Source organism: Bartonella sp. AA23NXGY (assembly GCF_042197165.1).
Lineage (GTDB): Bacteria > Pseudomonadota > Alphaproteobacteria > Rhizobiales > Rhizobiaceae > Bartonella.
Window position 1 is genome coordinate 1 of record NZ_JBHIRO010000010.1, and the last position, 23,131, is coordinate 23,131.

Genomic DNA, 23,131 nt, shown 5'->3' on the forward strand with positions numbered 1-23,131 from the left:
GTTTTGCTATTCGTGAAGGTGGTCGTACTGTTGGTGCCGGTATCGTCTCTAAGATCATTGAATAAATAATGCTTGTTAAAGGGGTGTTAAAAGTGTTTTAGTTTTGAGAGTTAGGGGTATAGCTCAGTTGGTAGAGCGGCGGTCTCCAAAACCGCAGGTCGCGGGTTCAAGTCCTGCTGCCCCTGCCAAAGAGGGATTTTACATATAAGGGAGTGGATTTTGCTGCCTTTTTCGCTTTTTTTGATATGGGGCTTGTTTTTTTGTGTGTGAAACGGTATTGAATAGAAAGTAAGGAAATTGCATAAGTCTGAAAGTTGGCTTTTGCATTTTTTCCTGTTTATTTTGTTCTATAAAACACAATAGGACTAGAGAGAGTATAGTGTGACGATGGCATCTAAAACCAATCCGATTACCTTTTTGAAGCAGGTTTATGCAGAAACAATTAAAGTGAAATGGCCTACACGTCGTGAGACGGTTATTTCTACTATTATGGTTTTGTTGGTAACTGCATTGGCTTCAGCTTTCTTTTTTATTGTGGATCAGGTTATGCATTTTGGTGTTTGGCGGGTTATTGATCTTCTGAAATATCTTTTTAGTTGAGAATGTAAGGAAGTGTGACTGTGGCAGCTCGTTGGTATATTGTTCAGGCATATTCAAATTTTGAAAAGAAAGTAGCGGAAGCTATTGATAAGGAGGCAAAGCAAAAGGGACTTGATCATCTTTTTGAAAAGATTTTTGTTCCAACAGAGCGTGTTGTAGAGGTTCGTCGTGGACGCAAAGTTGATACTGAGCGAAAATTTTTTCCTGGTTATGTTCTTGTTCGTGCTGAGTTAACAGATGAAGTTTATCATCTTATTAAGAATACGCCTAAAGTGACAGGTTTTTTAGGGTCGGATGCGCGTCCTGTTCCTATTTCTGATCGAGAGGTTGAACAAATTCTCAAACAAGTTCAGGAAAGGGTTGAGTCTCCAAAGTCCTCTGTATTGTTTGAGGTTGGAGAGCAAGTTCGCGTTGCTGATGGTCCTTTTGTTTCGTTTAATGGAATTGTTCAAGAGGTTGAAGAAGAGCGCTCTCGTCTTAAGGTTGAAGTGCTTATTTTTGGGCGTCCTACGCCTGTTGATTTGGAATTTGGTCAGGTTGAAAAACTCTGATTAAACTTAGAGTAGTTTTAATTACTTTAAGGAAGGAGTGGGAGGTGATTTATAGCTTTTGTCGGCTTAATGATCCGAACCACGTGACTGCAAGCGGGTAACGGGCAAGATGAATTGTCAGTATACCAGTGAAATTAAAGGCAGATTGTTATGGCAAAAAAAAGTATAGGTCAGCTTAAGTTGCAGGTCCCTGCAGGAGCTGCTACTCCATCTCCACCAATTGGTCCAGCTCTTGGGCAGCGTGGTATTAATATCATGGAATTTTGTAAGGCGTTTAATGCAGCGACACAAGAAATGGAAAAGGGGGCACCGATTCCAGTTGTTATTACGTATTACCAAGATAAGTCTTTCACCTTTTCTCTCAAGACGCCTCCTGTATCATTCTTTTTAAAGAAGGAAGCAAACCTGAAATCTGGCTCAAAAGAGCCTGGTAAAGTGTCTGTAGGAAGCATTTCTCGCGATAAAATTCGTTCTATTGCGGAATCAAAGATGAAAGATCTTAATGCGAATGACATTGAGGCAGCAATGCGTATGGTTGAAGGTTCTGCTCGCTCGATGGGCTTGGAAGTGGTGGGCTAATATTATGGCAAAAGTAGCAAAAAGAATAAAAAATATCCGAAAAGATATTGATTTTAATGAACTCTACGCTTTAAAAGATGCCGTTTCAATGGTTAAGGAGCGTGCCGTTGCTAAGTTTGATGAAACAATCGAAATTTCAATGAACTTGGGTGTTGATCCTCGTCATGCTGATCAAATGGTTCGAGGCGTTGCTCATTTGCCTAATGGAACAGGGAGAAATATTCGTGTTGCCGTTTTTGCTCGTGGGGATAAGGCTGAGGAAGCTAAGGCGGCAGGAGCTGATATTGTGGGTGCCGAAGATTTATTTGAAAGCGTTAATAGAGGGACTATAGATTTTGATCGTTGTATTGCAACGCCAGACATGATGCCTCTTGTTGGTCGTCTTGGTAAGATTCTTGGTCCACGGAGTTTGATGCCGAATCCGAAAGTTGGTACTGTAACACTTGATGTTGCTGGTGCTGTCAAAGCTTCTAAAGGTGGTGCTGTTGAGTTTCGTGTAGAAAAAGCTGGTATTGTGCATGCTGGTATTGGTAAGGCTTCTTTTGGTGTTGAAAAAATCGTAGAAAATATAAAAGCCTTTGCAAGTGCAGTTATTAAAGCCAAGCCGCAAGGTGCAAAAGGTGAGTATATTAAGCGCGTTGCTGTTTCGTCGACTATGGGAATTGGTGTTAAAGTTGATCCAGCAACGGTTCGTTCAGAGCTAGTATAAGCTGATTTATAATTTTGTTTTGGGGTATGGGAATATCAAAATTGTATTTAAAATGCTGATTTTCATCAGCTCGCTATCTAAGCTTTATAGGGCTTAGGTTGTACCGGGAGAAATTCCGGAATATCCTGTCCGAGATTGTAGGTGATGCTTTTAAGTATCTTAATCAAAAAAAACCTGCATGAGACTGGGGTAAAAACTGAGAGTTAAAAGACTTAAAGGGTTTGAGCCAAGGTTGCCTTTGAACGCTATGCGTGAAAAAGGGGACAGGATCCTCATCGGTGACATGAAGTATTTTATGTTATCAAAGGTAACCAACAGGTTTGTTTTAAGCAAATCTGTTAAATGGAGAGAGACAGTGAATAGAGCGGAAAAACGCGAATTTGTTACATGGCTTAACGAGGCTTTTCGGAAGTCTGGTTCTGTTGTTGTTGCACATTATTCCGGTCTGACAGTTTCACAGATGAATGATCTGCGTTCGAAAATGGGTGAAGCTGGCGGTGCCGTTAAGGTCGCCAAAAACCGTCTTGCTAAAATCGCTCTTCAGGGCACGGAATCTGAATCGATAGTGGGTTTGTTTACTGGACAAACACTTATTGCTTATTCAGAAGATCCAATCACAGCACCGAAAGTTGCTGTTGATTTTGCGAAAAGCAATGACAAATTTGTCATACTTGGCGGTTCAATGGGTGCAACAAGTTTAACTGTAGATGCTGTGAAGTCATTGGCTTCATTGCCTTCATTAAACGAGTTGCGTGCAAAACTTGTGGGTATGATTTCTACCCCTGCGACCCGTATTGCACAGGTTGTTAATGCCCCTGCTGGTCAGGTTGCACGTGTCATTGGAGCATATGCTCAGGAGGATAAGGCGGCTTAAGGCTGTTTGTATTCACGTTTATGGAAGAGCTTTAATGCTTTTCTGTTTTTTTGAATAAGATTTAATAATGGTTCAAATCTTTTAATTGAAGGAATTTAAAAATGGCTGATCTAGAGAAGATCGTAGAAGACCTTTCTAATCTAACCCTTTTGGAAGCCGCTGAGCTTTCTAAGTTACTTGAAGAAAAGTGGGGAGTTTCGGCTGCTGCTCCTGTAGCTGTAGCTGCTGTTGCTGGTTCTGCTGCTCCAGCTGCTGAAGAAAAAACAGAATTTGATGTTATTCTTGTTGAAGGTGGCGCACAAAAAATTAATGTTATTAAGGAAGTTCGTGCTCTTACTGGACTTGGTCTTAAAGAAGCTAAAGATCTGGTTGAAGGTGCACCTAAGCCTATTAAAGAGGCTGCTTCTAAAGAAGAAGCAGAAAAAATTAAATCTCAACTTGAAGCTGCCGGTGCTAAGGTGGAACTTAAGTAAATTTAATTTTATCGGCGGGCATTTATGTTCGCCGATTTTCTTTCTCTTAATACAAAGAGGGAAAATAATGAGTAAAAAACTTTTCCCAATGGTTTCGTAACAGGAATGGGATAGGTTTGGATTACTTACCCCTTCATCATAGAGTCAAAGAGATAAATGGCTTATGTTGGTGGGGAAAGTTAATGATGCTCATTATTGAGTGTCAAGTGAACTGGTCTGCATATGCAGGTTAATGGTATAAGGCTTTCAAGGTTGGTCTACCTTGAAGAGTAAAGATCAAGGAGCGACGATGGCTCAGACTCACGCAATGATGTCTCAATTCAATGGTCGTAAGCGCGTACGGAAATTTTTTGGTAAGATTCCTGAAGTAGCAGAAATGCCGAATCTTATTGAGGTTCAAAAAGCCTCATACGATCAATTTCTCATGGTTGAGGAACCGAAAGGTGGGCGACCAGATGAAGGTTTGCAAGCTGTTTTTAAATCGGTTTTTCCTATTTCAGATTTTTCCGGTACAGCTATGCTTGAGTTTGTAGGTTATGAATTTGATTTACCAAAATTTGATGTTGAAGAGTGCCGTCAACGTGATTTAACTTATGCTGCCCCATTAAAGGTCATATTGCGTTTGATTGTTTTTGATGTTGATGAGGATACTGGCTCCAAAGATATCAAAGACATTAAAGAGCAAGGCGTTTATATGGGCGATATGCCTTTAATGACGACGAATGGTACCTTTATTGTTAATGGTACGGAGCGTGTTATTGTTTCTCAGATGCATCGTTCTCCTGGTGTCTTTTTTGACCATGATAAAGGAAAGTCCCATTCATCAGGAAAGCTTCTTTTTGCTGCTCGTGTTATTCCGTATCGTGGTTCTTGGCTTGATATTGAGTTTGATGCTAAGGACATCATTTATGCGCGTATTGATCGACGGCGCAAGATTCCTGTTACTAGTCTTTTGATGGCATTAGGTATGGATGCGTCGGATATTTTATCGACGTTTTATGATAAAGTGACTTATGAGCGTGATGGAGAAGGATGGCGAGTTCCTTATTCTGTGGATCGCTTTAAAGGAATGAAGCTCATTTCTGACCTTATAGATGCAGATAGTGGTGAAGTCGTTGCGGAGGCTGGTAAAAAATTAACAGTTCGTACTGCGAAGTCTTTGGTAGAAAAAGGACTTAAAGCGGTTAAAGTTAGTGAAGATGATTTATTAGGTTGTTATCTAGCTGAAGATATCGTCAATTACGAAACAGGTGAAATCTACCTTGAAGCTGGTGATGAAATTGACGAAAAAGTATTAAAAGTTCTGCTCGATGTTAGTGCTGATCAAGTCAATATTCTTGATATTGATCACATGAATATTGGCGCTTACATCCGCAATACTTTGAAGGTGGATAAAAATGAAAGTCGGCAGGATGCGTTATTTGATATTTACCGGGTGATGCGTCCAGGTGAACCTCCAACAATCGATACAGCAGAAGCAATGTTCCATTCATTGTTTTTTGATCCAGAGCGTTATGATCTTTCAGCTGTCGGGCGTGTTAAGATGAATTTACGTATGGATCTTGATTGTCCAGACACAGTTCGCATTTTACGCCAAGAGGATATTCTTGCTGTTGTTAAGATGTTGGTTGAATTGCGTGATGGACGTGGTGAAATTGATGATATTGATAATCTTGGCAACCGTCGCGTTCGTTCCGTCGGGGAGTTGATGGAAAATCAATATCGCATTGGTCTTCTTCGTATGGAACGTGCGATAAAAGAGCGTATGTCATCGGTTGAAATTGATACAGTTATGCCACAGGATTTGATCAATGCAAAGCCTGCGGCAGCAGCAGTCCGTGAATTTTTTGGGTCTTCACAATTGTCGCAGTTTATGGATCAAACCAATCCATTGTCAGAAATTACCCATAAGCGCCGTCTTTCTGCTCTTGGTCCAGGTGGTTTGACTCGTGAACGTGCGGGTTTTGAAGTCCGTGACGTACATCCTACGCATTATGGTCGTATTTGTCCGATTGAAACACCAGAAGGCCCCAATATTGGTCTGATTAACTCCTTAGCAACATTTGCGCGAGTTAACAAATATGGCTTTATTGAAAGCCCATATCGAAAAATTATTGATGGAAAAGTCACAAAAGAAGTTATTTATCTTTCAGCGATGGAAGAAGCAAAGCATTATGTCGCTCAGGCTAATTCTTCATTAGATAACGAAGGTCGTTTTATAGAAGAGTTTGTTGTTTGCCGTCATGCTGGTGAAGTTTTAATGGCGCCGCGTGATCATGTTGATTTGATGGATGTTTCACCAAAACAGTTGGTTTCAGTTGCAGCAGCGCTTATTCCTTTTTTGGAAAATGATGATGCGAATCGTGCGCTTATGGGATCGAACATGCAGCGTCAAGCAGTTCCTCTTGTACGCGCTGAAGCGCCATTTGTTGGGACGGGAATGGAATCTATTGTTGCGCGCGATTCAGGAGCTGCTGTGAGTGCAAAACGTAGTGGTGTTGTTGATCAAGTCGATGCTACCCGTATTGTTATACGTGCAACAGAAGATTTAGATCCTTCAAAATCAGGCGTTGATATTTACCGCTTACAGAAATTTCAGCGTTCTAATCAGTCCACTTGTATTAATCAGCGTCCTCTTGTACATGTCGGTGATAGGGTAGAGAAAGGTGATATCATTGCAGATGGTCCATCCACGGATCTTGGTGATTTGGCTCTTGGGCGGAATGTTCTCGTAGCCTTTATGCCTTGGAATGGATACAATTATGAAGATTCTATTTTGTTATCCGAGCGCATTGTTGCTGATGATGTGTTTACTTCAATTCATATTGAGGAATTTGAAGTTGCGGCACGCGATACAAAACTTGGACCTGAGGAAATTACGCGCGACATTCCTAATGTTGCGGAAGAAGCGTTAAGAAATCTTGATGAAGCTGGCATTATTTATATTGGTGCTGAAGTTCAACCAGGTGATATTTTAGTTGGAAAGATTACCCCGAAAGGTGAAAGTCCCATGACGCCGGAAGAAAAGCTTCTGCGTGCAATTTTTGGGGAAAAGGCATCCGATGTTCGTGATACTTCTATGCGTATGCCTCCTGGGACTTTTGGTACTGTTGTTGAAGTTCGCGTTTTTAATCGCCATGGTGTGGAAAAAGATGAACGTGCGATGGCAATTGAGCGTGAAGAAATTGAGCGTTTAGCAAAAGACCGTGATGATGAACAGTCTATTCTTGATCGCAATGTTTATGCGCGCCTCACCGATATGTTGACAGGTAAAGTTGCTGTAGAAGGTCCGAAAGGCTTTTCGGGTAGTAAAAAGCTTGATAGTACAGTAATGGGGCATTATCCACGATCCCAGTGGTGGCAATTTGCTGTTGAGGATGAAAAGCTTCAAAATGAAATTGAAGCTTTGCGCAAGCAATATGATGAATCAAAAGAAGCATTACAACGTCGCTTTATGGATAAGGTTGAAAAGGTCCAAAGAGGTGATGAAATGCCTCCTGGTGTCATGAAAATGGTGAAAGTTTTTGTGGCTGTGAAGCGTAAAATCCAACCAGGTGACAAGATGGCGGGGCGTCACGGGAATAAGGGTGTTGTTTCACGTATTCTTCCCGTAGAAGATATGCCATTTCTTGAAGATGGGACCCATGCTGATATCGTCTTGAATCCGCTTGGTGTGCCTAGTCGTATGAATGTTGGACAAATTCTTGAAACGCATCTTGGTTGGGCATGTGCGGGGATGGGCAAGAAGATTGGTGCTTTGTTAGAGTTATATCAAGAGACCGGGGATATATTGCCGTTGCGTCAGCGTATTGAAAATCTTATGCCTGATGATAATCATAATGAACCAGTTCGTCAGTATGATAATGAAAGCCTTTACAAATTGGCATTGCAGATGAAGAAAGGGGTTTCAATTGCAACGCCTGTTTTTGATGGAGCACATGAGTCTGATATTAACATGATGCTGGAAGACGCAGGCTTAGATAGTTCAGGGCAGGTTACGCTTTATGATGGTCGTACTGGGGAGCCTTTTGATCGCCCAGTAACGGTGGGATATATTTACATGTTGAAATTGCATCACCTTGTTGATGATAAGATTCATGCACGTTCTATTGGTCCCTATTCACTCGTTACGCAGCAGCCATTAGGAGGTAAGGCACAATTTGGTGGTCAGCGTTTTGGTGAAATGGAGGTTTGGGCACTTGAAGCTTATGGTGCTGCATACACTTTGCAGGAGATGCTAACAGTAAAATCAGATGATGTGGCTGGTCGAACAAAAGTCTATGAGGCAATTGTGCGTGGTGATGATACATTTGAGGCAGGTATACCCGAAAGCTTTAATGTGTTGGTAAAAGAAATGCGCTCACTTGCTCTTAATGTGGAGCTTGATGATGCGCGTGAACTTATTGCACAGCGGGCATTGTCTGATACGGCAGAATAATAATTCAAGGAGCGCACTAGAAAAAAGCTGCGCTCTTATTACTTTAAGAGGCTCAATAACCTTATTAAGGCTATACAGGTCATTTTTAAAAGTAAATGTCTTTTAAAGAAGATCTGTTATAAAATAAATGAGATATTACAACAGGTTCTAAGAATCTTTGAAGGAGAACAGCATGAACCACGAGGTCATGAATCTTTTCAATCCTCAAGCGCCAGCGCAGACATTTGACTCTATTCGTATTTCTATTGCGAGTCCTGAGAAAATTTTGTCCTGGTCGTATGGTGAGATTAAGAAGCCTGAGACGATTAATTATCGGACTTTTAAACCAGAGCGTGATGGTCTTTTTTGTGCACGTATATTTGGCCCTATTAAGGACTATGAATGTCTATGTGGCAAATATAAACGCATGAAGTATAAGGGCATTATTTGTGAAAAATGTGGTGTAGAGGTTACTCTTTCGCGCGTACGTCGTGAGCGTATGGGGCATATTGAACTTGCGGCACCCGTTGCGCATATATGGTTTCTTAAATCATTACCAGGTCGTATTTCTACACTTTTAGATTTAACTTTAAAAGATATTGAACGGGTTCTTTATTTTGAGAATTATATTGTAACCGAACCAGGGTTAACATCTCTTAAGCTCCATCAGCTTCTTTCTGAAGAAGAATATATGCTTGCTATTGATGAATTTGGAGAAGATCAGTTTACAGCTATGATTGGCGCTGAAGCTATTTACGAGCTTTTAGCTAGTATGGAGTTAGATAAAATCGCTAATGATTTGCGTCTTGAATTAGCTGAAACAACTTCAGAGTTAAAGCAGAAAAAATTGATTAAACGACTTAAAATCGTTGAAAATTTTCTTGAATCTGGAAATAAGCCAGAGTGGATGATTATGAAAACAATTCCGGTTATTCCACCGGATTTGCGTCCATTGGTTCCGCTTGATGGTGGGCGTTTTGCGACATCAGATCTGAATGATCTTTATCGGCGTGTTATTAATCGTAATAACCGCTTGAAGCGGCTGATTGAATTGCGAGCTCCTGGAATTATCGTACGCAATGAAAAGCGTATGGTACAAGAAGCTGTTGATGCATTGTTTGATAATGGACGGCGTGGGCGTGTGATTACTGGAGCCAATAAACGTCCTCTTAAGTCTTTATCAGATATGTTGAAGGGCAAGCAAGGACGTTTTCGTCAGAACTTACTTGGGAAGCGTGTTGATTACTCGGGGCGTTCTGTTATCGTGACGGGTCCTGAATTAAAATTGCATCAATGTGGTCTTCCCAAAAAAATGGCTCTTGAATTATTTAAGCCTTTTATTTATGCGCGGCTTGATGCAAAAGGCTATTCATCAACGGTAAAGCAGGCAAAGAAGCTTGTTGAAAAAGAACATCCAGAAGTTTGGGATATCTTGGATGAGGTTATTCGTGAACACCCTGTTTTACTCAACCGCGCGCCAACATTGCACCGTTTGGGGATTCAGGCTTTTGAACCTATCTTAATTGAAGGCAAAGCTATTCAACTTCATCCACTGGTGTGTACTGCTTTTAATGCAGATTTTGATGGTGATCAGATGGCGGTTCACGTGCCGCTTTCTCTTGAAGCACAGCTTGAAGCCCGTGTTTTGATGATGTCCACCAATAATATTCTTCATCCGGCAAATGGTGCTCCCATTATTGTTCCCTCACAGGATATGGTTCTTGGTCTTTATTATCTTTCAATTGTTTCTGAAAAAGAACCAGGTGAAGGAATGGCCTTTTCTGATATAGGTGAGCTTCATTATGCCTTGGAAAATAAGGTTATAACGCTTCATACGAAGATTAAAGGCCGTGTTAAGAATATGGGGAAGGATGGAAAAGAAGTCTCTAAACTTTATGATACGACACCTGGTCGTTTGATTATCGGTGAGCTTTTGCCAAAAAGTGCGGATATCTCATTTGATATTGTCAATCAAGAGATGACGAAAAAGAACATTTCTAAAATGATTGATCATGTTTATCGGCACTGTGGACAAAAAGAGACGGTTATTTTTTGTGACCGTATTATGCAGCTTGGCTTTTCTTATGCTTGTCGTGCAGGAATTTCATTCGGTAAGGACGATATGGTTATTCCTGATAGTAAGTCGCGTTTAGTCGCAGAAACAGAAGCTTTGGCTAAGGAGTACGAACAGCAATATAATGATGGTTTGATTACACAAGGTGAAAAATACAATAAGGTTGTAGATGCTTGGGGTAAATGTACAGATCGCGTCGCAGATGAAATGATGAAACGTATTCAAGCTGTGGATTTTGATCCTAAAACAGGTCGTCAACGGCCGATGAATTCTATCTATATGATGTCGCACTCTGGTGCTCGTGGTTCTGCTAACCAGATGAGACAATTGGCCGGTATGCGTGGATTAATGGCAAAACCATCGGGTGAAATTATTGAAACACCCATTATTTCAAATTTTAAAGAAGGTCTAACTGTTAATGAATACTTCAATTCCACGCATGGTGCACGTAAAGGACTTGCTGATACTGCGTTAAAGACGGCGAACTCTGGTTATTTAACACGGCGTCTTGTTGATGTTGCACAGGATGCTATTATTTCAGCAGTTGATTGTGGTACCGCAAAAGGGCTTACCATGCAGCCGATTGTTGATGCAGGACAAATTGTTGCCTCCCTTGGGCAAAGAATTCTTGGTCGTACAGCGCTTGTTGATATTCTACATCCTGTCTCTGGAGAGGTTATCCTTGAAGGTGGAGCAATGATTGAGGAAGCTGATGTCGCGAAGATTGAAGCAGCTGGGATTCAATCTGTTCAAATTCGTTCTGCATTAACATGTGAAACACGTCTTGGTGTTTGTGCAAAATGCTATGGTCGTGATTTGGCGCGTGGAACACCTGTTAATCAGGGAGAAGCGGTTGGTGTTATTGCTGCTCAATCCATTGGTGAGCCGGGAACACAGCTTACTATGCGTACTTTTCACTTAGGAGGAACTGCGCAGGTTGTTGATTCATCGTATTTAGAGGCATCTTATGAAGGTAAGGTGGAGATTCGTAATCGTAATGTAGTTCGTAACTCTGAAGGCCATTTGGTTGTTATGGGGCGTAATATGGCTATCCTTATCAAGGATGAGTTAGGAAAAGAGCGCGTTGTACATCGTGTTAGCTATGGTGCTCATATTTTTGTTGATGATGGTGATGTGGTTAAACGTGGCCAACGTATAGCAGAATGGGATCCTTATACACGTCCAATTTTAACGGAAGTTGAAGGCTATGTGGGTTTTGAAGATATGATTGATGGTTTATCTGTCACTGAAACAGCTGATGAATCTACGGGTATTACGAAGCGTTTGGTGATTGATTGGCGCGCTAATCCACGTGGTGCGGATCTTAAACCAGCTATTATTATTCACACGGATAAAGAAGGTGAATCCATTGCTAAATTGTATAAGGGAGGTGAAGCCCGTTATATGATGTCAGTGGAAACTATTCTTTCTGTTGAGCTTGGTGCTCATGTTAAGGCTGGTGATGTTATTGCTCGTTTGCCAATGGAAAGTGCCAAGACGAAAGATATTACGGGTGGTCTTCCTCGTGTGGCTGAGCTTTTTGAAGCGCGTCGTCCAAAGGATCATGCGATTATTGCTGAAGTTAGTGGTACAATTCGATTTGGCCGTGGTTATAAGAATAAACGTCGTATCATTATTGAACCAAATGATGAAACTCTTGAGGCAGTAGAATACTTGATTCCAAAAGGTAAGTTGTTCCACTTCCAAGAAGGCGATCAAATTGAAAAGGGAGATTATATCCTTGATGGTAATCCAGCACCTCATGACATCTTGGCGATTAAGGGGGTTGAAGCTTTGGCATCTTATCTTGTTAATGAGATTCAGGAGGTTTATCGTCTGCAGGGAGTTCTTATTAATGATAAGCACATTGAAGTGATTGTTCGTCAAATGTTGCAAAAAGTTGAAATTACTGAATCTGGAGATTCTGGTTATATTCCAGGTGATAATGTTGATCGTATTGAACTTGATGAAATCAATGATAATTTGATTGCAGAAGGGAAGAAACCTGCATCTGGTAATCCCATTCTTCTTGGAATTACAAAAGCTTCTCTTCAAACACCTTCTTTCATTTCGGCGGCATCGTTTCAGGAAACAACACGTGTTCTTACTGAAGCAGCAGTTTCTGGTAAAATTGATACTTTGCAAGGACTTAAAGAGAACGTTATTGTCGGTCGTCTTATTCCAGCAGGTACGGGTGGTACAATTTCTCAAATCCGTCGTATTGCTGCAGTTCGTGATGATTTGATTGTAGATGAGCAGCGTAAGTCTAGTAATAACGAAGTGGCTAAGGCTATGTTGACAAATATGACAACCGGGGCCGTTACTGAATAATTTAAATACAACACCACATAATATAAAAACGTCTGAATAGAAAGTTCAGACGTTTTTTATTTCGAAATGCAGAAGTTGTATATTTTCTTGAAAAATATCAAAAATTATAAGGCGATAGTTATTTTAAACATCTTTAGTAGCTTATTATTTTGTAATGATGCTTATCTTTTTTGTTACTTTATTTTAAAGTTTCTTAATTTCTAAAAGCAGTATAGAATTTTTCCAAAATATGTGAAACTCAAAAATCATATTCAAGGAAAAGAGTTGATTATCTACAAATCAAATAAGATTGATTTTGAACTTTAGGAAAATTTTTGATTGATATCTTCTATAAAAATTTAAAAGGACTTATGATGAAAGATCAAGAGTCTTTTCTATAATCTAAAAAATAATTGATTCTCTACTATACAATGTTTGTGAATGTATTTTCTTCTAAATTAGAATGCAGAAAAGTAGAGATTAAGGTGCTCACTAAGTTTTATAAAAAATAGACATATTTCTTATAACAATGTGATCTATGCAGACAGAATAATAAAATGTACGAATATTATTCAATTGGAAAATTAACACGTGAGTTTTCAATAATAGCTCGAACTTTGCTATGAAGAAGAGGGACTTCTTATCCCTTTTCGGTGTGGAAGTACACGGCTTTATACATAAACGGATCGTCATAAGTTAAAACAAATCCTGTATGCTAACAGAGTAAAATTTTCGTTGTCTGAAATATCTGATATGTTGACAATGGTTGGAAAACCACCTGATGATGAGAAAAAGCTTAAGAAATTAATTGCAGGAATTCATAAAAAACAAACTGATTTAAAGCAGATGCAGCATGATGTTGATGATCTTCTACAGGATTTAGAACGAATTGAAGAGAGTTTTTTTTGAGAGCTTAGCGGAGTTGGGGGGTAGTCATTGATTATAAATTTATTTTGTCTTCTTTTAGACTAATTTCTTTCTCTTAAAAGAGATAGATTATACCGTCTCTAAGGGGAATATTTACCACTGCGTGAAATGTGTAAGTCATTTAAAGAAATAGAGTGTTTGAAAAAGCTGCAAAGGTATTTTCGCAGTATATTATTCTTGATAAGAAAAAACTATTTTTCATAAAGAAAGTAAAAACAATGACAGTTTCTCCTATGAGTGTTTTTCAATCTATATTGTCACGAAAGTCAATTCGCGCTTTTACTGATCAGCCAGTTAGTTTGGAAACAATCAAAGAAATCTTAAAACTTGCAGCACGTGCACCATCTGGAACAAATATTCAGCCATGGCAAGTAATTGTGCTTACAGGAAGTGTATTACAGAAAGTAGGGCAAGAGCTTTCACAACTTGTGCTTTCAGGTGTAAAAGGAGAGCGTGAATATAGTTATTATCCACGTCAGTGGCGTGAGCCCTATATTTCAAGGCGTCGAAAAGTTGGTTTGGATCTTTATCAGAGTCTTGGAATTCAAAAAGGTGATGAAGAAAAAATACTTCATCAAAAGGCGCGAAATTTTTTATTTTTTGATGCACCTGTAGGACTCTTATTTACAATGGATCACGACATGGAAATGGGGAGTTGGCTTGATTTGGGTATGTTTATGCAGACCATTATGTTAGCTGCACGTGGATTTGGATTAGATACCTGTCCTCAAGCTGCTTTTGCTGATTATCATAAACAGATTCGTACGCTTTTATCTATTCCTTCTGATCGCCATATTATCTGTGGTATGGCACTTGGTTATCGCGATATGAGTGCTCCAGAAAACAATTTTGAGACAGAACGAGAATCGTTAGAAAAATTTGTACGTTTCATTGAAACATACCCATAAAATATTTTATACAATTAAGCATATGTTTTGAAGAACTTAGTGCATTATGAAAAATATTTCCGATAAGATTTCTCATCCTTATTGAATTTTAATATTGCATATTAACACTTATTTTACTACGTTTGGAACATTGGGAGTGGTGACTCTAGGGGCATTGTCCGTTTTAAAGGTTGGCTAATGGAAAACACTATAGAAAGAAAGTGTTGGGTGGTAGCAAGACGAGCGACATTCGTGTTTATTGTTGTCATTTTTTTAGTTTATCTCGCAATTTGATTTTAAACGGAAGAAACGTTATGAAAAAGCATATATGCTCAAGCTGTACTATAGTTTAAGGTGATACGTGTTTCTATCTGTTTTTGAACTTTTTAAAATTGGGATTGGTCCTTCTAGCTCACATACGATGGGACCAATGACTGCTGCTAATATGTTTTTGCAAAAGATAGGAGATTTTTCTCAGTCGTCTGATGTTCAAGTTTCTCGTATACGTGTTTATCTTTATGGTTCTTTAGCTTTCACGGGTATTGGTCATGCAACAGATAGAGCTATCATATTAGGACTTTTAGGAGAAAAAGCTTCTACTGTTGATCCTGATAGCATGGGGTTTTTGTTAGAAAAAGTTATACGTGAAAAAAAAGTGCAACCAGAAGGTCATCCCGCTTATCAGTTTGATGTGCAACGTGATCTTATTTTTGAACGAAAGCAAATCCTCCCTGGACATACAAATGGACTAGCCTTTGAAGGACTTGATACTGATGGGAATGTTCTGTTGCGGCAGATTTATTATTCTATCGGTGGTGGCTTTGTTGTGACTGAGGATGAATTAAGCCATATGAATGATAATATACAACCAGAAGCATTTGAGGTACCATATCCATTCGATTCTGCTTGTACAATGTTATCAATGGCAGAAAAATCAGGACTTTCAATTGCTGAAATGAAGCGCTTAAATGAAGAAACAAAGATAGAGCGTTTTTCTCTTGATGTAGGGCTTGATGAAATTTTTTCAGCGATGACAAATTGCATTGATAGAGGTCTTTCACAAGAAGGTGAGTTGCCTGGTGGATTGCGTGTTCTAAGGCGCGCTAAAAAGCTGCATGAAACGCTTTTGGAAAAACAAAAGAAAAATTACAATTATCCACTTTGGGCAAATGATTGGCTTTCGGTATATGCTATAGCAGTCAATGAGGAAAATGCAGCGGGTGGTCGTGTTGTTACAGCACCAACAAATGGAGCAGCCGGTGTCGTCCCAGCCGTTTTGCGTTATTATCTTCAGTTTAATGATGATTCAGATCGAGAGGGAATACATAATTTTCTATTAACGGCAGCAGCTATAGGCGGTGTTATCAAACATAATGCCTCTATTTCTGGTGCAGAAGTTGGGTGTCAAGGTGAAGTTGGAACGGCATCTTCAATGGCCGCAGCAGGGTTGACCGCAGCGTTAGGTGGAACACCAGCTCAAATTGAAAATGCGGCAGAAATTGCGCTTGAACATCACTTGGGAATGACATGTGATCCTGTTGCAGGTCTTGTACAAGTGCCTTGTATTGAGCGTAATGCAATGGGAGCTGTTAAGGCGGTAACGGCTTCTTCTCTTGCATTATATGGTAATGGAGATCATTTTGTTTCTCTTGATGCTTGTATAGAAACAATGCGCCAGACTGGTCATGATATGAGTGAACGCTATAAAGAGACAAGTAAAGGTGGTCTTGCAGTCAATGCGATATCTTGTTAAGAGCTGGAACATTTTTCAATCCATAACTGGACTTTTTGGAGAGAGATCGTATTTCCTAATAAAGCTTATGTTTTTTGTTCCTTATAAATCAAAATTCCACTTTAATGCAGCAGTAGTTTGAAATAAATCTGAGATGATTCAGTGTTTTCTTAACGAATAATAGCTTTTTCATGCAAGCTTGGAGGGGAGAGTGTTGTACATCTGTTTGATTTGTCTCTAAAGTGGGGAAAAAGTGTAATTTGGAAAAAATAAGAAAGCGTAAAGTAAAATTAGTGATCAATCTGCCATTATTTTTAGCTGGGTTTTATGGCTTTAAAAAGTTTCCATAGCCATATATCTTTTAAGTAATGGAAGATTATGCCTGAGTATCCAAGGAAAATTTGTTTTAAGTCTGAATAATTATGATGAAGAAAGTAGAATTTTAAAGGTTTTAATTTTTTAAAAGTGAAGTTTTTTTCTACCTAGTATGGTAAAAAATGCCTTGAAAAAAAAACACTAATTTACAATAATTAAGAGATATATTGGAAATATCTTTTTTATTTATAAATTTTGTACCGACAAAAAAATTAAAATAAATAATAACGTATACATTAAGAAATATTTATAAAAATTCTCATGAGAATAGAATGCACACAATAGAACATTGTTGTGTTACGCGTTCGTGAGTTCGTTTTAAAAAAATATCTCTCAGGCCTCCCCCCAAGCTCATTTCGCGATGGCACCTGTGAATGATATAACGGTAAATCCATTGAGCTGTCTCTATCTTTATGCTTAATAAAAAGAAGTACGCTGGCATGGTTACACACTTTACCAGAGCCCCCCTCTGTACAGGGGGACTAAAGCACTTGGCATTTGAAACGGTTCATTATAGGCATTTTTAGTCTTTTTGGGACAGTTTCACGCTACACACTAATCTCGCTCATAACATGCAAGAGACGGTTTTGATTGATTCAACATAAACAGATTTTAAATGAGAGAATCTTACGATATTCGAGATTCTCATCTAACAAACAAAATAATTAATTATCTTTATAAATCAGTATCTTGCATATGAATAATATAATGTAAGTTTTCCATGAATGGTATAAAATCTATAGAGTATTAGCATCTTTATTTATAAAGGGAGAAAACCAGCACTATCATCCTTTTTTTCAACTTTCAATATTACAAAAGATCCTAGTACTTGAAATGATTCATAAGGGATACTTTGATTCCTTTTGTAAATGCTTTATATGTCAATTTTGCTCGTGATGAGCAAGCGAGCGATTTTGACTGATTCAATATAAGAAGTAAAATAAGAGTATTTTACGAAAATCTCTTGTTCAATATGCAAAAAATAAATTATAATTATAAATTAAAATCTTATGGAAATCGTTATCATAATATTTAATCTGATAATTTATTTACGTTTTTTCATCGATAGTATTTGTATTTTCCAATTTTCTGTGCCTGTTGACATAAATACAAGTAAGAGAAGTGAGATTGTTTTTTTTTACAGCGTTTATGTTGTATAGGGAGCGTTATTAAGAGGGATTTTCTTTATTGAACTTTTACAATAATCCCACCAAATGATAAGCTTTCATCTAATGAAGCTATTCATTTTTTCCAGAAAGATATCAAGGATAATTTTTTATATTAAATCCAAAAGTGGAAAAATATTGGGTATTTTTATGTCCTTAACAATGTTTTATTGAAAGCTTGAAGATATTGGATAGTTGGAAAAGCTGTCAGAAAATTCAACAATTTAAGAAAAAAGTATGTTTATCAAAAGGTTTTCTGAGGCTGTAGATAATGGTTAATAATAAAATAATTTTTTAGAGAGGGCTGTAGAATTAAATATTTGTTGCTCCTAAACGGATTTTAATAGGCACATTACCAGTTTGGCTCGCAACGCGTAAATGAATGCGTACAGGAGGCATTATGAGACGACGGTTGCGCATTGTTTGGCAAATGAGAAGGTTAACAAGAGACTGTGTATCTAATGCAGTCGAATTATATTTTAAACCAGTAAGTTTTGCGGCAGCATCGTGAAGAGAACGCAATGAAAGGAGGGATGATTGCTTCAATAAAACTTCTTTTTTATGGAATGAAGCAAAAGCATTATCTGTCATAATACTATCCTTAACGCAGAATTCAAAAATTTTTAGTAGGCTACAGTATAGCAGTTAAAATTTGCTTTCTTTAATGTAGAGCAAGCATCAAATGCAGCTTTTTTTGATTGAAACCCTGTAAAGCGCGCTCGGTAATAACGCTGCCCATTTTTTTCAAACAGTTGCATATGTGAAGATGCGTTCTTTAAAGTGGAAAAAGCTGTATTTTTTGCTTTTAAAAGTAGAGTTTTTGCTTGTTCTTCACTAGGAAGAGAACCAATTTGGATAGCCCATCCGGCATTTTCGGACAAAGAGACTGTTACAATTTTATGAGTCTCAGCCGGTATAGTTTTTTGAGGATTCGGTATTGGTATAATTACCTTATTGACAGCCGTTATTGCGATATTGGAGTTTTTAGGTTGTTCTGCAAATGCTGTCAACATAGTCGAAATTTCATCGTCAAAATTACTTGAATCAGCTTTAATGGTCGGTATAGGAGTATTGGCCCCAGTGGGTAAGTGATAGCGTACAGAAGCTATTAAACGTTCACCACTTTTCATTTGGCTTGCTTTGGGCAAATATTGATTCAATAAGCTAGCCATATGCTCGTCACGTGCAGTAGATGATTTACCTCCCATAACAACAGCGACAATAGAGCGCCCCTCAAGACGCATCGAAGTTGCTAAATTAGAACCTGACATTTGTGTGTAGCCTGTTTTAATTCCATCGACACCTTTCATTATTTTAATAAGTTTATTGTGGCTGTTAATTTTATGTCCACGGAAATTAAAACTTTTTGTTTTGAACAATTTATATTGTTTGGGAAAATGTTTACGTAAAGCTAATGACAAAGTCGCTATATCTCGTGCTGTAGAATAATTGCGCACATCCGGAAGTCCTGAAGCATTTGCGAAATGTGTATGTTTCATGCCAAGTTTACGAGCTTTTACTGTCATCATTTGAGCGAATTTTTTTTCACTACCTCCAAGATATTCTGCAATGGCAGCAGCAACATCATTTGCGGACCTTGTAATGAGTGCTTTAGCTGCTGATTCTGCAGAAATTGTTTGGCCTGCTTTAAATCCAATTTTTGTCGGTGGACGCATTGCTGCATAATGTGAAACAGGAATTGGTGTATTTGGTGTCACACGACGCATCTGCATAGCTTCAAAGAGTAAGTACAATGTCATCATTTTTGTTAAAGAAGCAGGATAACGTTTCAGTGTTGCATTGGCTTGAAATAAAGTTTTTCCCGTAGTAGCATCTATAACAATAGCCGCATACTTATCAGGATAGGCCCCTTGAGGTGTGGCGGATGCCCAACAGTAAGAAAAAGCTAACATAACAAAAGAAATTGCTATTGTTTTACAGTAGCGCATAATTTTTTGATAATTAATATACACTTGCAGTATCCTATTTCTCCATTTATCCTCAAAAACTTCTATAAAGCTTCCTTTTCTGTAATTTATTGATGCAGTTTAGACGAATGGTATTACTAATTTGTTTACAGAAGTTATTTTATGAGTGAGTGATTGAAGTCTAACCATAGAGGAAAATTTTTTTCTAATACAAACAGGTATTGCAATAGTTATGAAAGAATTTAAAATTAATAAAAATGTACTGCATGGAAAACGATAATGGGACAGATGCTCATAATAAACTCTATAGCTCATATTATGCATAATGAAAAGGGCAAGAATTGGGATGAAGGTAGGCATGGTGCAGTTATAATGCCTAAGGCTAGAGAAAAACTCGAAAAACCTAAATTATGTCGAGTTTTTTTGCTTAATGATGATTACACACCTATGGATTTTGTTGTTTTCGTTTTGAAGAACTTTTTTAAAAAAAGTTTCGAAGAGGCAACGCGGATAATGTTAAATGTTCATCACAATGGGATAGGAGAATGTGGGACTTACACTTATGAAGTCGCTGAAATGAAAATATTACAAGTGAGGGAATGTGCGCGTCAAAATGAACATCCGTTACAATGTGTAATGGAATGGAAGTGAGGAGCTATGCCATCTTTTACACCTAGTCTTGAAGAGGTTTTGCATCGTGCATTAACAATTGCTACTCAAGCACGGCATGAATATGCAACACTAGAGCATCTTCTACTTGCGCTGTTAGATGATGCCGATGCAAATTCCGTTATTCAGGCTTGCCAAGTAGATGTAGAGGAATTGCGAGAGCGCTTAACCAATTATCTTCGCTCAGAGTTAGATGAACAGATTAGAGCTGATGAGGATACAAAGCCTACAGCTTTTTTCCAGCGTGTTATCCAACGTGCGGTGATTCATGCACAATCAGCTGGAAAAGATGAAGTATCGGGGGCAAATGTTCTTGTTGCAATTTTTTCTGAACGTGAAAGCCATGCAGCATATTTTCTTCAAGAGATGGGAATGACACGCTACGATGCTGTACGTTTTATTTCACAGGGTGTCACGCGTGATGATGGGTTATCCATGTTACTTGAAGGACTTGAAGAGCAATTAGATCAGCAGATTTCGGATAATGGTGAAAGAGGAACAAGTGCTTTAACGAATTATTGTGTTGATCTCAATTGTAAAGCACGTAATGGAAAAGTTGATTTATTAATTGGCCGTGAAATAGAAATTTCACGCATGATTCAGATTTTATGTCGAAGGTCGAAAAACAATCCGCTTTTGGTTGGTGATCCTGGAGTGGGAAAAACCGCTATAATTGAAGGATTGGCAAAGCGCATTGTTGATGGGCAAGTGCCTGAAGTTTTATCAAATGCAACAATATTTTCTCTTGATATGGGGGGACTTGTTGCAGGTACACGTTATCGCGGTGATTTTGAAGAACGCTTAAAGCAAGTTATTAAAGAGTTTGAGCTGTATCCAGATGCTATTTTATTTATTGATGAAATTCATACCTTAATTGGAGCAGGAGCGACATTAGGGGGAAATATGGATGCAGCAAATCTTTTGAAACCTGTGTTATCTTCTGGAACTATGCGATGTATTGGTTCGACGACTTACAGAGAATATCGCAAATTCTTTGAACAAGATCGTGCTTTAGAGCGTCGTTTTCAGAAGATTGATATTAATGAACCTTCTGTTACAGATGCGATTAAGATTTTGCAGGGGATGAAGCCTTACTTTGAAGATTTTCATCAGATTAAATATACAGATCAGGCGATGAAGGCATCTGTAGAATTATCTTCACGTTATATAATTGACCGTAGGTTACCTGACAAAGCAATTGATATTATTGATGAAAGTGGCGCAGCGCAAAAGCTTTTGCCACAAAAACAACGCAAGAAGAGTATAGGTGTTAAAGAAATTGAAGCGACTGTTGCCACAATTGCAAGAATTCCATCAAAAACAGTTTCTCGGAATGATCAGAAGATACTGAGTAAGCTTGAAAGAGAACTCAAACATGTTGTTTATGGTCAAGATCAGGCAATTTCCGTCTTAGTTTCATCCATAAAATTGGCGCGAGCAGGTTTACGCGAACCGGATAAACCAATAGGAAGTTATTTATTTTCAGGACCAACAGGTGTAGGAAAAACTGAAGTTGCAAAACAGCTTGCATCATCTTTAGGCATTGAATTATTGCGTTTTGATATGTCAGAATATATGGAACGGCATACGATAGCACGTTTAATCGGAGCACCTCCAGGTTATATAGGGTTTGATCAAGGAGGTCTCCTTACAGATGCCGTTGATCAGAAACCTCACGCAGTTCTATTGCTAGATGAGATTGAGAAAGCGCATCCAGAGTTATTTAATATTTTATTGCAGGTAATGGATTATGGTAGATTAACAGACCATAATGGTAAGAAAATTGATTTCCGCAATGTTATTTTGATTATGACGACTAATGCGGGTGCTTCAGATATGGCAAAATCAGCTATTGGATTTGGGAAAGTACATCGTGATGGTGAGGATATAGAAGCAATCAATCGGTTATTTACACCAGAATTTCGTAATCGGTTAGATGCAATTATTCCGTTTGCACCTTTATCTCATTTAATCATCAATCAGATAGTGCAAAAATTTATTTTTCAGCTTGAAGCACAATTAGCTGATCGGGGAATTTGTTTTGAATTAAGCCCTTCTGCAACTTTATGGCTTTCCAATAAAGGATATGATTCTCAGATGGGAGCACGCCCATTAGGGCGTGTTATACAAGAATATATTAAAAAGCCATTAGCTGATGAAATTTTATTTGGAAAGTTACGCAATGGTGGTACCGTTCGCGTATTGACACAAAAATCAAATGGTAAAAAAGAAAGCTTACAGTTAGAAATTTCATCTTCCGATATATCTGTAAGTTCAAAGAAAAGTAAAATGGAAAACTTTACAAAAAAACGTGTAGGAAAAAAAAGCACAACAACTTAAGAGTGTGTTATAAAGCTGCACGAATTTTTTTTGCATTCTCTTCAAGTATTTCTGGAGGCGTTACCATATCATTATGAGGGGTAAGCTCTATTCCCTCCATACGTGGTATAATATGAAAATGAAGGTGATAGACGGTTTGTTGACTAGCTGCTTCATTAAATTGCATGACAGTTATGCCATCTGCTTGAAAGGCTTTTTTGACAGCATTTGCAATTTTTTGAACAGCTTTAATAACAGGAAATAATGTTTCAGGATCTGCATCAAGTAAGTTTCTAGAGCCTTTTTTAGGAATGACCAGCGTATGACCTGGTGCCTGTGGCATGATATCCATAAATCCAATAACATCATCATCTTCGTAGACCCGAACAGAAGGGATTTCATTGCGAATCAATTTAGCAAAAATATTGTTATTGTCATAAGCTTGTTTCATACAAATATTTCCTTTTATCGTAAGTTTAAGATTCTAATTTAAAAACGAAAAAATGCAAGGTTTATCAGAGTGTAAGACAAAGAAGTATTT

The 23,131-nt window shown here is 38.3% G+C and carries 16 protein-coding genes, 1 tRNA gene and 1 pseudogene; 15 read left to right on the forward strand and 3 right to left on the reverse strand.

What is annotated here, in order from left to right; translation table 11 throughout:
- From ACFINY_RS06465 to ACFINY_RS06525, 13 genes and pseudogenes are all read left to right on the forward strand, one after another.
- Positions 1-65, forward strand: a pseudogene (locus ACFINY_RS06465) (elongation factor Tu); the annotation flags it as partial.
- Positions 66-112: 47 nt separating this feature from the next.
- Positions 113-188, forward strand: a tRNA-Trp gene (locus ACFINY_RS06470).
- 199 nt (positions 189-387) lie between these two features.
- Complete coding sequence (gene secE / locus ACFINY_RS06475; RefSeq protein WP_273790652.1) at positions 388-600, forward strand: preprotein translocase subunit SecE; 213 nt, start codon at positions 388-390, stop codon at positions 598-600.
- A 20-nt stretch (positions 601-620) separates the two neighbouring features.
- Complete coding sequence (nusG, locus tag ACFINY_RS06480) at positions 621-1,151, forward strand: transcription termination/antitermination protein NusG (protein ID WP_273790740.1); 531 nt, start codon at positions 621-623, stop codon at positions 1,149-1,151.
- Between the two features lie 150 nt (positions 1,152-1,301).
- Positions 1,302-1,730 carry a 50S ribosomal protein L11 gene (gene rplK, locus ACFINY_RS06485; RefSeq protein WP_273723157.1) on the forward strand — a complete coding sequence of 143 codons (429 nt, stop codon included), beginning with the start codon at positions 1,302-1,304 and terminating at the stop codon, positions 1,728-1,730.
- A 4-nt stretch (positions 1,731-1,734) separates the two neighbouring features.
- Positions 1,735-2,439: a 50S ribosomal protein L1 gene (gene rplA, locus ACFINY_RS06490; protein WP_375613460.1), complete on the forward strand. Its 705-nt coding sequence runs from the start codon at positions 1,735-1,737 to the stop codon at positions 2,437-2,439.
- A 355-nt stretch (positions 2,440-2,794) separates the two neighbouring features.
- Positions 2,795-3,313 (forward strand): 50S ribosomal protein L10, encoded by a 519-nt coding sequence (gene rplJ, locus ACFINY_RS06495; RefSeq protein ID WP_012755027.1) that lies wholly within the window; start codon positions 2,795-2,797, stop codon positions 3,311-3,313.
- Positions 3,314-3,414: 101 nt separating this feature from the next.
- Entirely contained in the window at positions 3,415-3,786 is a 372-nt protein-coding gene (gene rplL, locus ACFINY_RS06500) for a 50S ribosomal protein L7/L12 (protein ID WP_375668467.1), read from the forward strand.
- Between the two features lie 289 nt (positions 3,787-4,075).
- Positions 4,076-8,224, forward strand: coding sequence for a DNA-directed RNA polymerase subunit beta (rpoB, locus tag ACFINY_RS06505; RefSeq protein WP_375612113.1), 4,149 nt, complete (start codon positions 4,076-4,078; stop codon positions 8,222-8,224).
- A 172-nt stretch (positions 8,225-8,396) separates the two neighbouring features.
- Positions 8,397-12,608 carry a DNA-directed RNA polymerase subunit beta' gene (gene rpoC / locus ACFINY_RS06510; protein ID WP_375612114.1) on the forward strand — a complete coding sequence of 1,404 codons (4,212 nt, stop codon included), beginning with the start codon at positions 8,397-8,399 and terminating at the stop codon, positions 12,606-12,608.
- Between the two features lie 714 nt (positions 12,609-13,322).
- On the forward strand, positions 13,323-13,496 hold the full coding sequence (locus ACFINY_RS06515) for a hypothetical protein (protein WP_375612115.1): 174 nt from the start codon (positions 13,323-13,325) through the stop codon (positions 13,494-13,496).
- Positions 13,497-13,732: 236 nt separating this feature from the next.
- The gene (locus ACFINY_RS06520; protein WP_375612167.1) at positions 13,733-14,422 is read left to right on the forward strand and encodes a nitroreductase; all 690 of its coding nucleotides are present in this window, start codon (positions 13,733-13,735) and stop codon (positions 14,420-14,422) included.
- A gap of 340 nt (positions 14,423-14,762) precedes the next feature.
- Positions 14,763-16,154, forward strand: coding sequence for an L-serine ammonia-lyase (locus ACFINY_RS06525; protein WP_375612116.1), 1,392 nt, complete (start codon positions 14,763-14,765; stop codon positions 16,152-16,154).
- A gap of 1,832 nt (positions 16,155-17,986) precedes the next feature.
- Here ACFINY_RS06525 and ACFINY_RS06530 read toward each other — a convergent pair.
- Both ACFINY_RS06530 and ACFINY_RS06535 read right to left on the reverse strand, forming a co-directional pair.
- Positions 17,987-18,265 carry a hypothetical protein gene (locus ACFINY_RS06530; RefSeq protein ID WP_375612117.1) on the reverse strand — a complete coding sequence of 93 codons (279 nt, stop codon included), beginning with the start codon at positions 18,263-18,265 and terminating at the stop codon, positions 17,987-17,989.
- A 32-nt stretch (positions 18,266-18,297) separates the two neighbouring features.
- Entirely contained in the window at positions 18,298-19,647 is a 1,350-nt protein-coding gene (locus ACFINY_RS06535; RefSeq protein WP_375612118.1) for a D-alanyl-D-alanine carboxypeptidase, read from the reverse strand.
- 234 nt (positions 19,648-19,881) lie between these two features.
- Here ACFINY_RS06535 and clpS point away from each other — a divergent pair, with 234 nt between their 5' ends.
- Both clpS and clpA read left to right on the forward strand, forming a co-directional pair.
- Positions 19,882-20,253 (forward strand): ATP-dependent Clp protease adapter ClpS, encoded by a 372-nt coding sequence (gene clpS, locus ACFINY_RS06540; RefSeq protein WP_375612119.1) that lies wholly within the window; start codon positions 19,882-19,884, stop codon positions 20,251-20,253.
- A 6-nt stretch (positions 20,254-20,259) separates the two neighbouring features.
- On the forward strand, positions 20,260-22,611 hold the full coding sequence (gene clpA / locus ACFINY_RS06545) for an ATP-dependent Clp protease ATP-binding subunit ClpA (protein ID WP_375612120.1): 2,352 nt from the start codon (positions 20,260-20,262) through the stop codon (positions 22,609-22,611).
- 7 nt (positions 22,612-22,618) lie between these two features.
- On the opposite strand, the gene ACFINY_RS06550 is transcribed toward clpA, so the two are convergent.
- Positions 22,619-23,041 (reverse strand): HIT family protein, encoded by a 423-nt coding sequence (locus ACFINY_RS06550; protein ID WP_375607220.1) that lies wholly within the window; start codon positions 23,039-23,041, stop codon positions 22,619-22,621.
- Positions 23,042-23,131 lie beyond the last annotated feature (90 nt).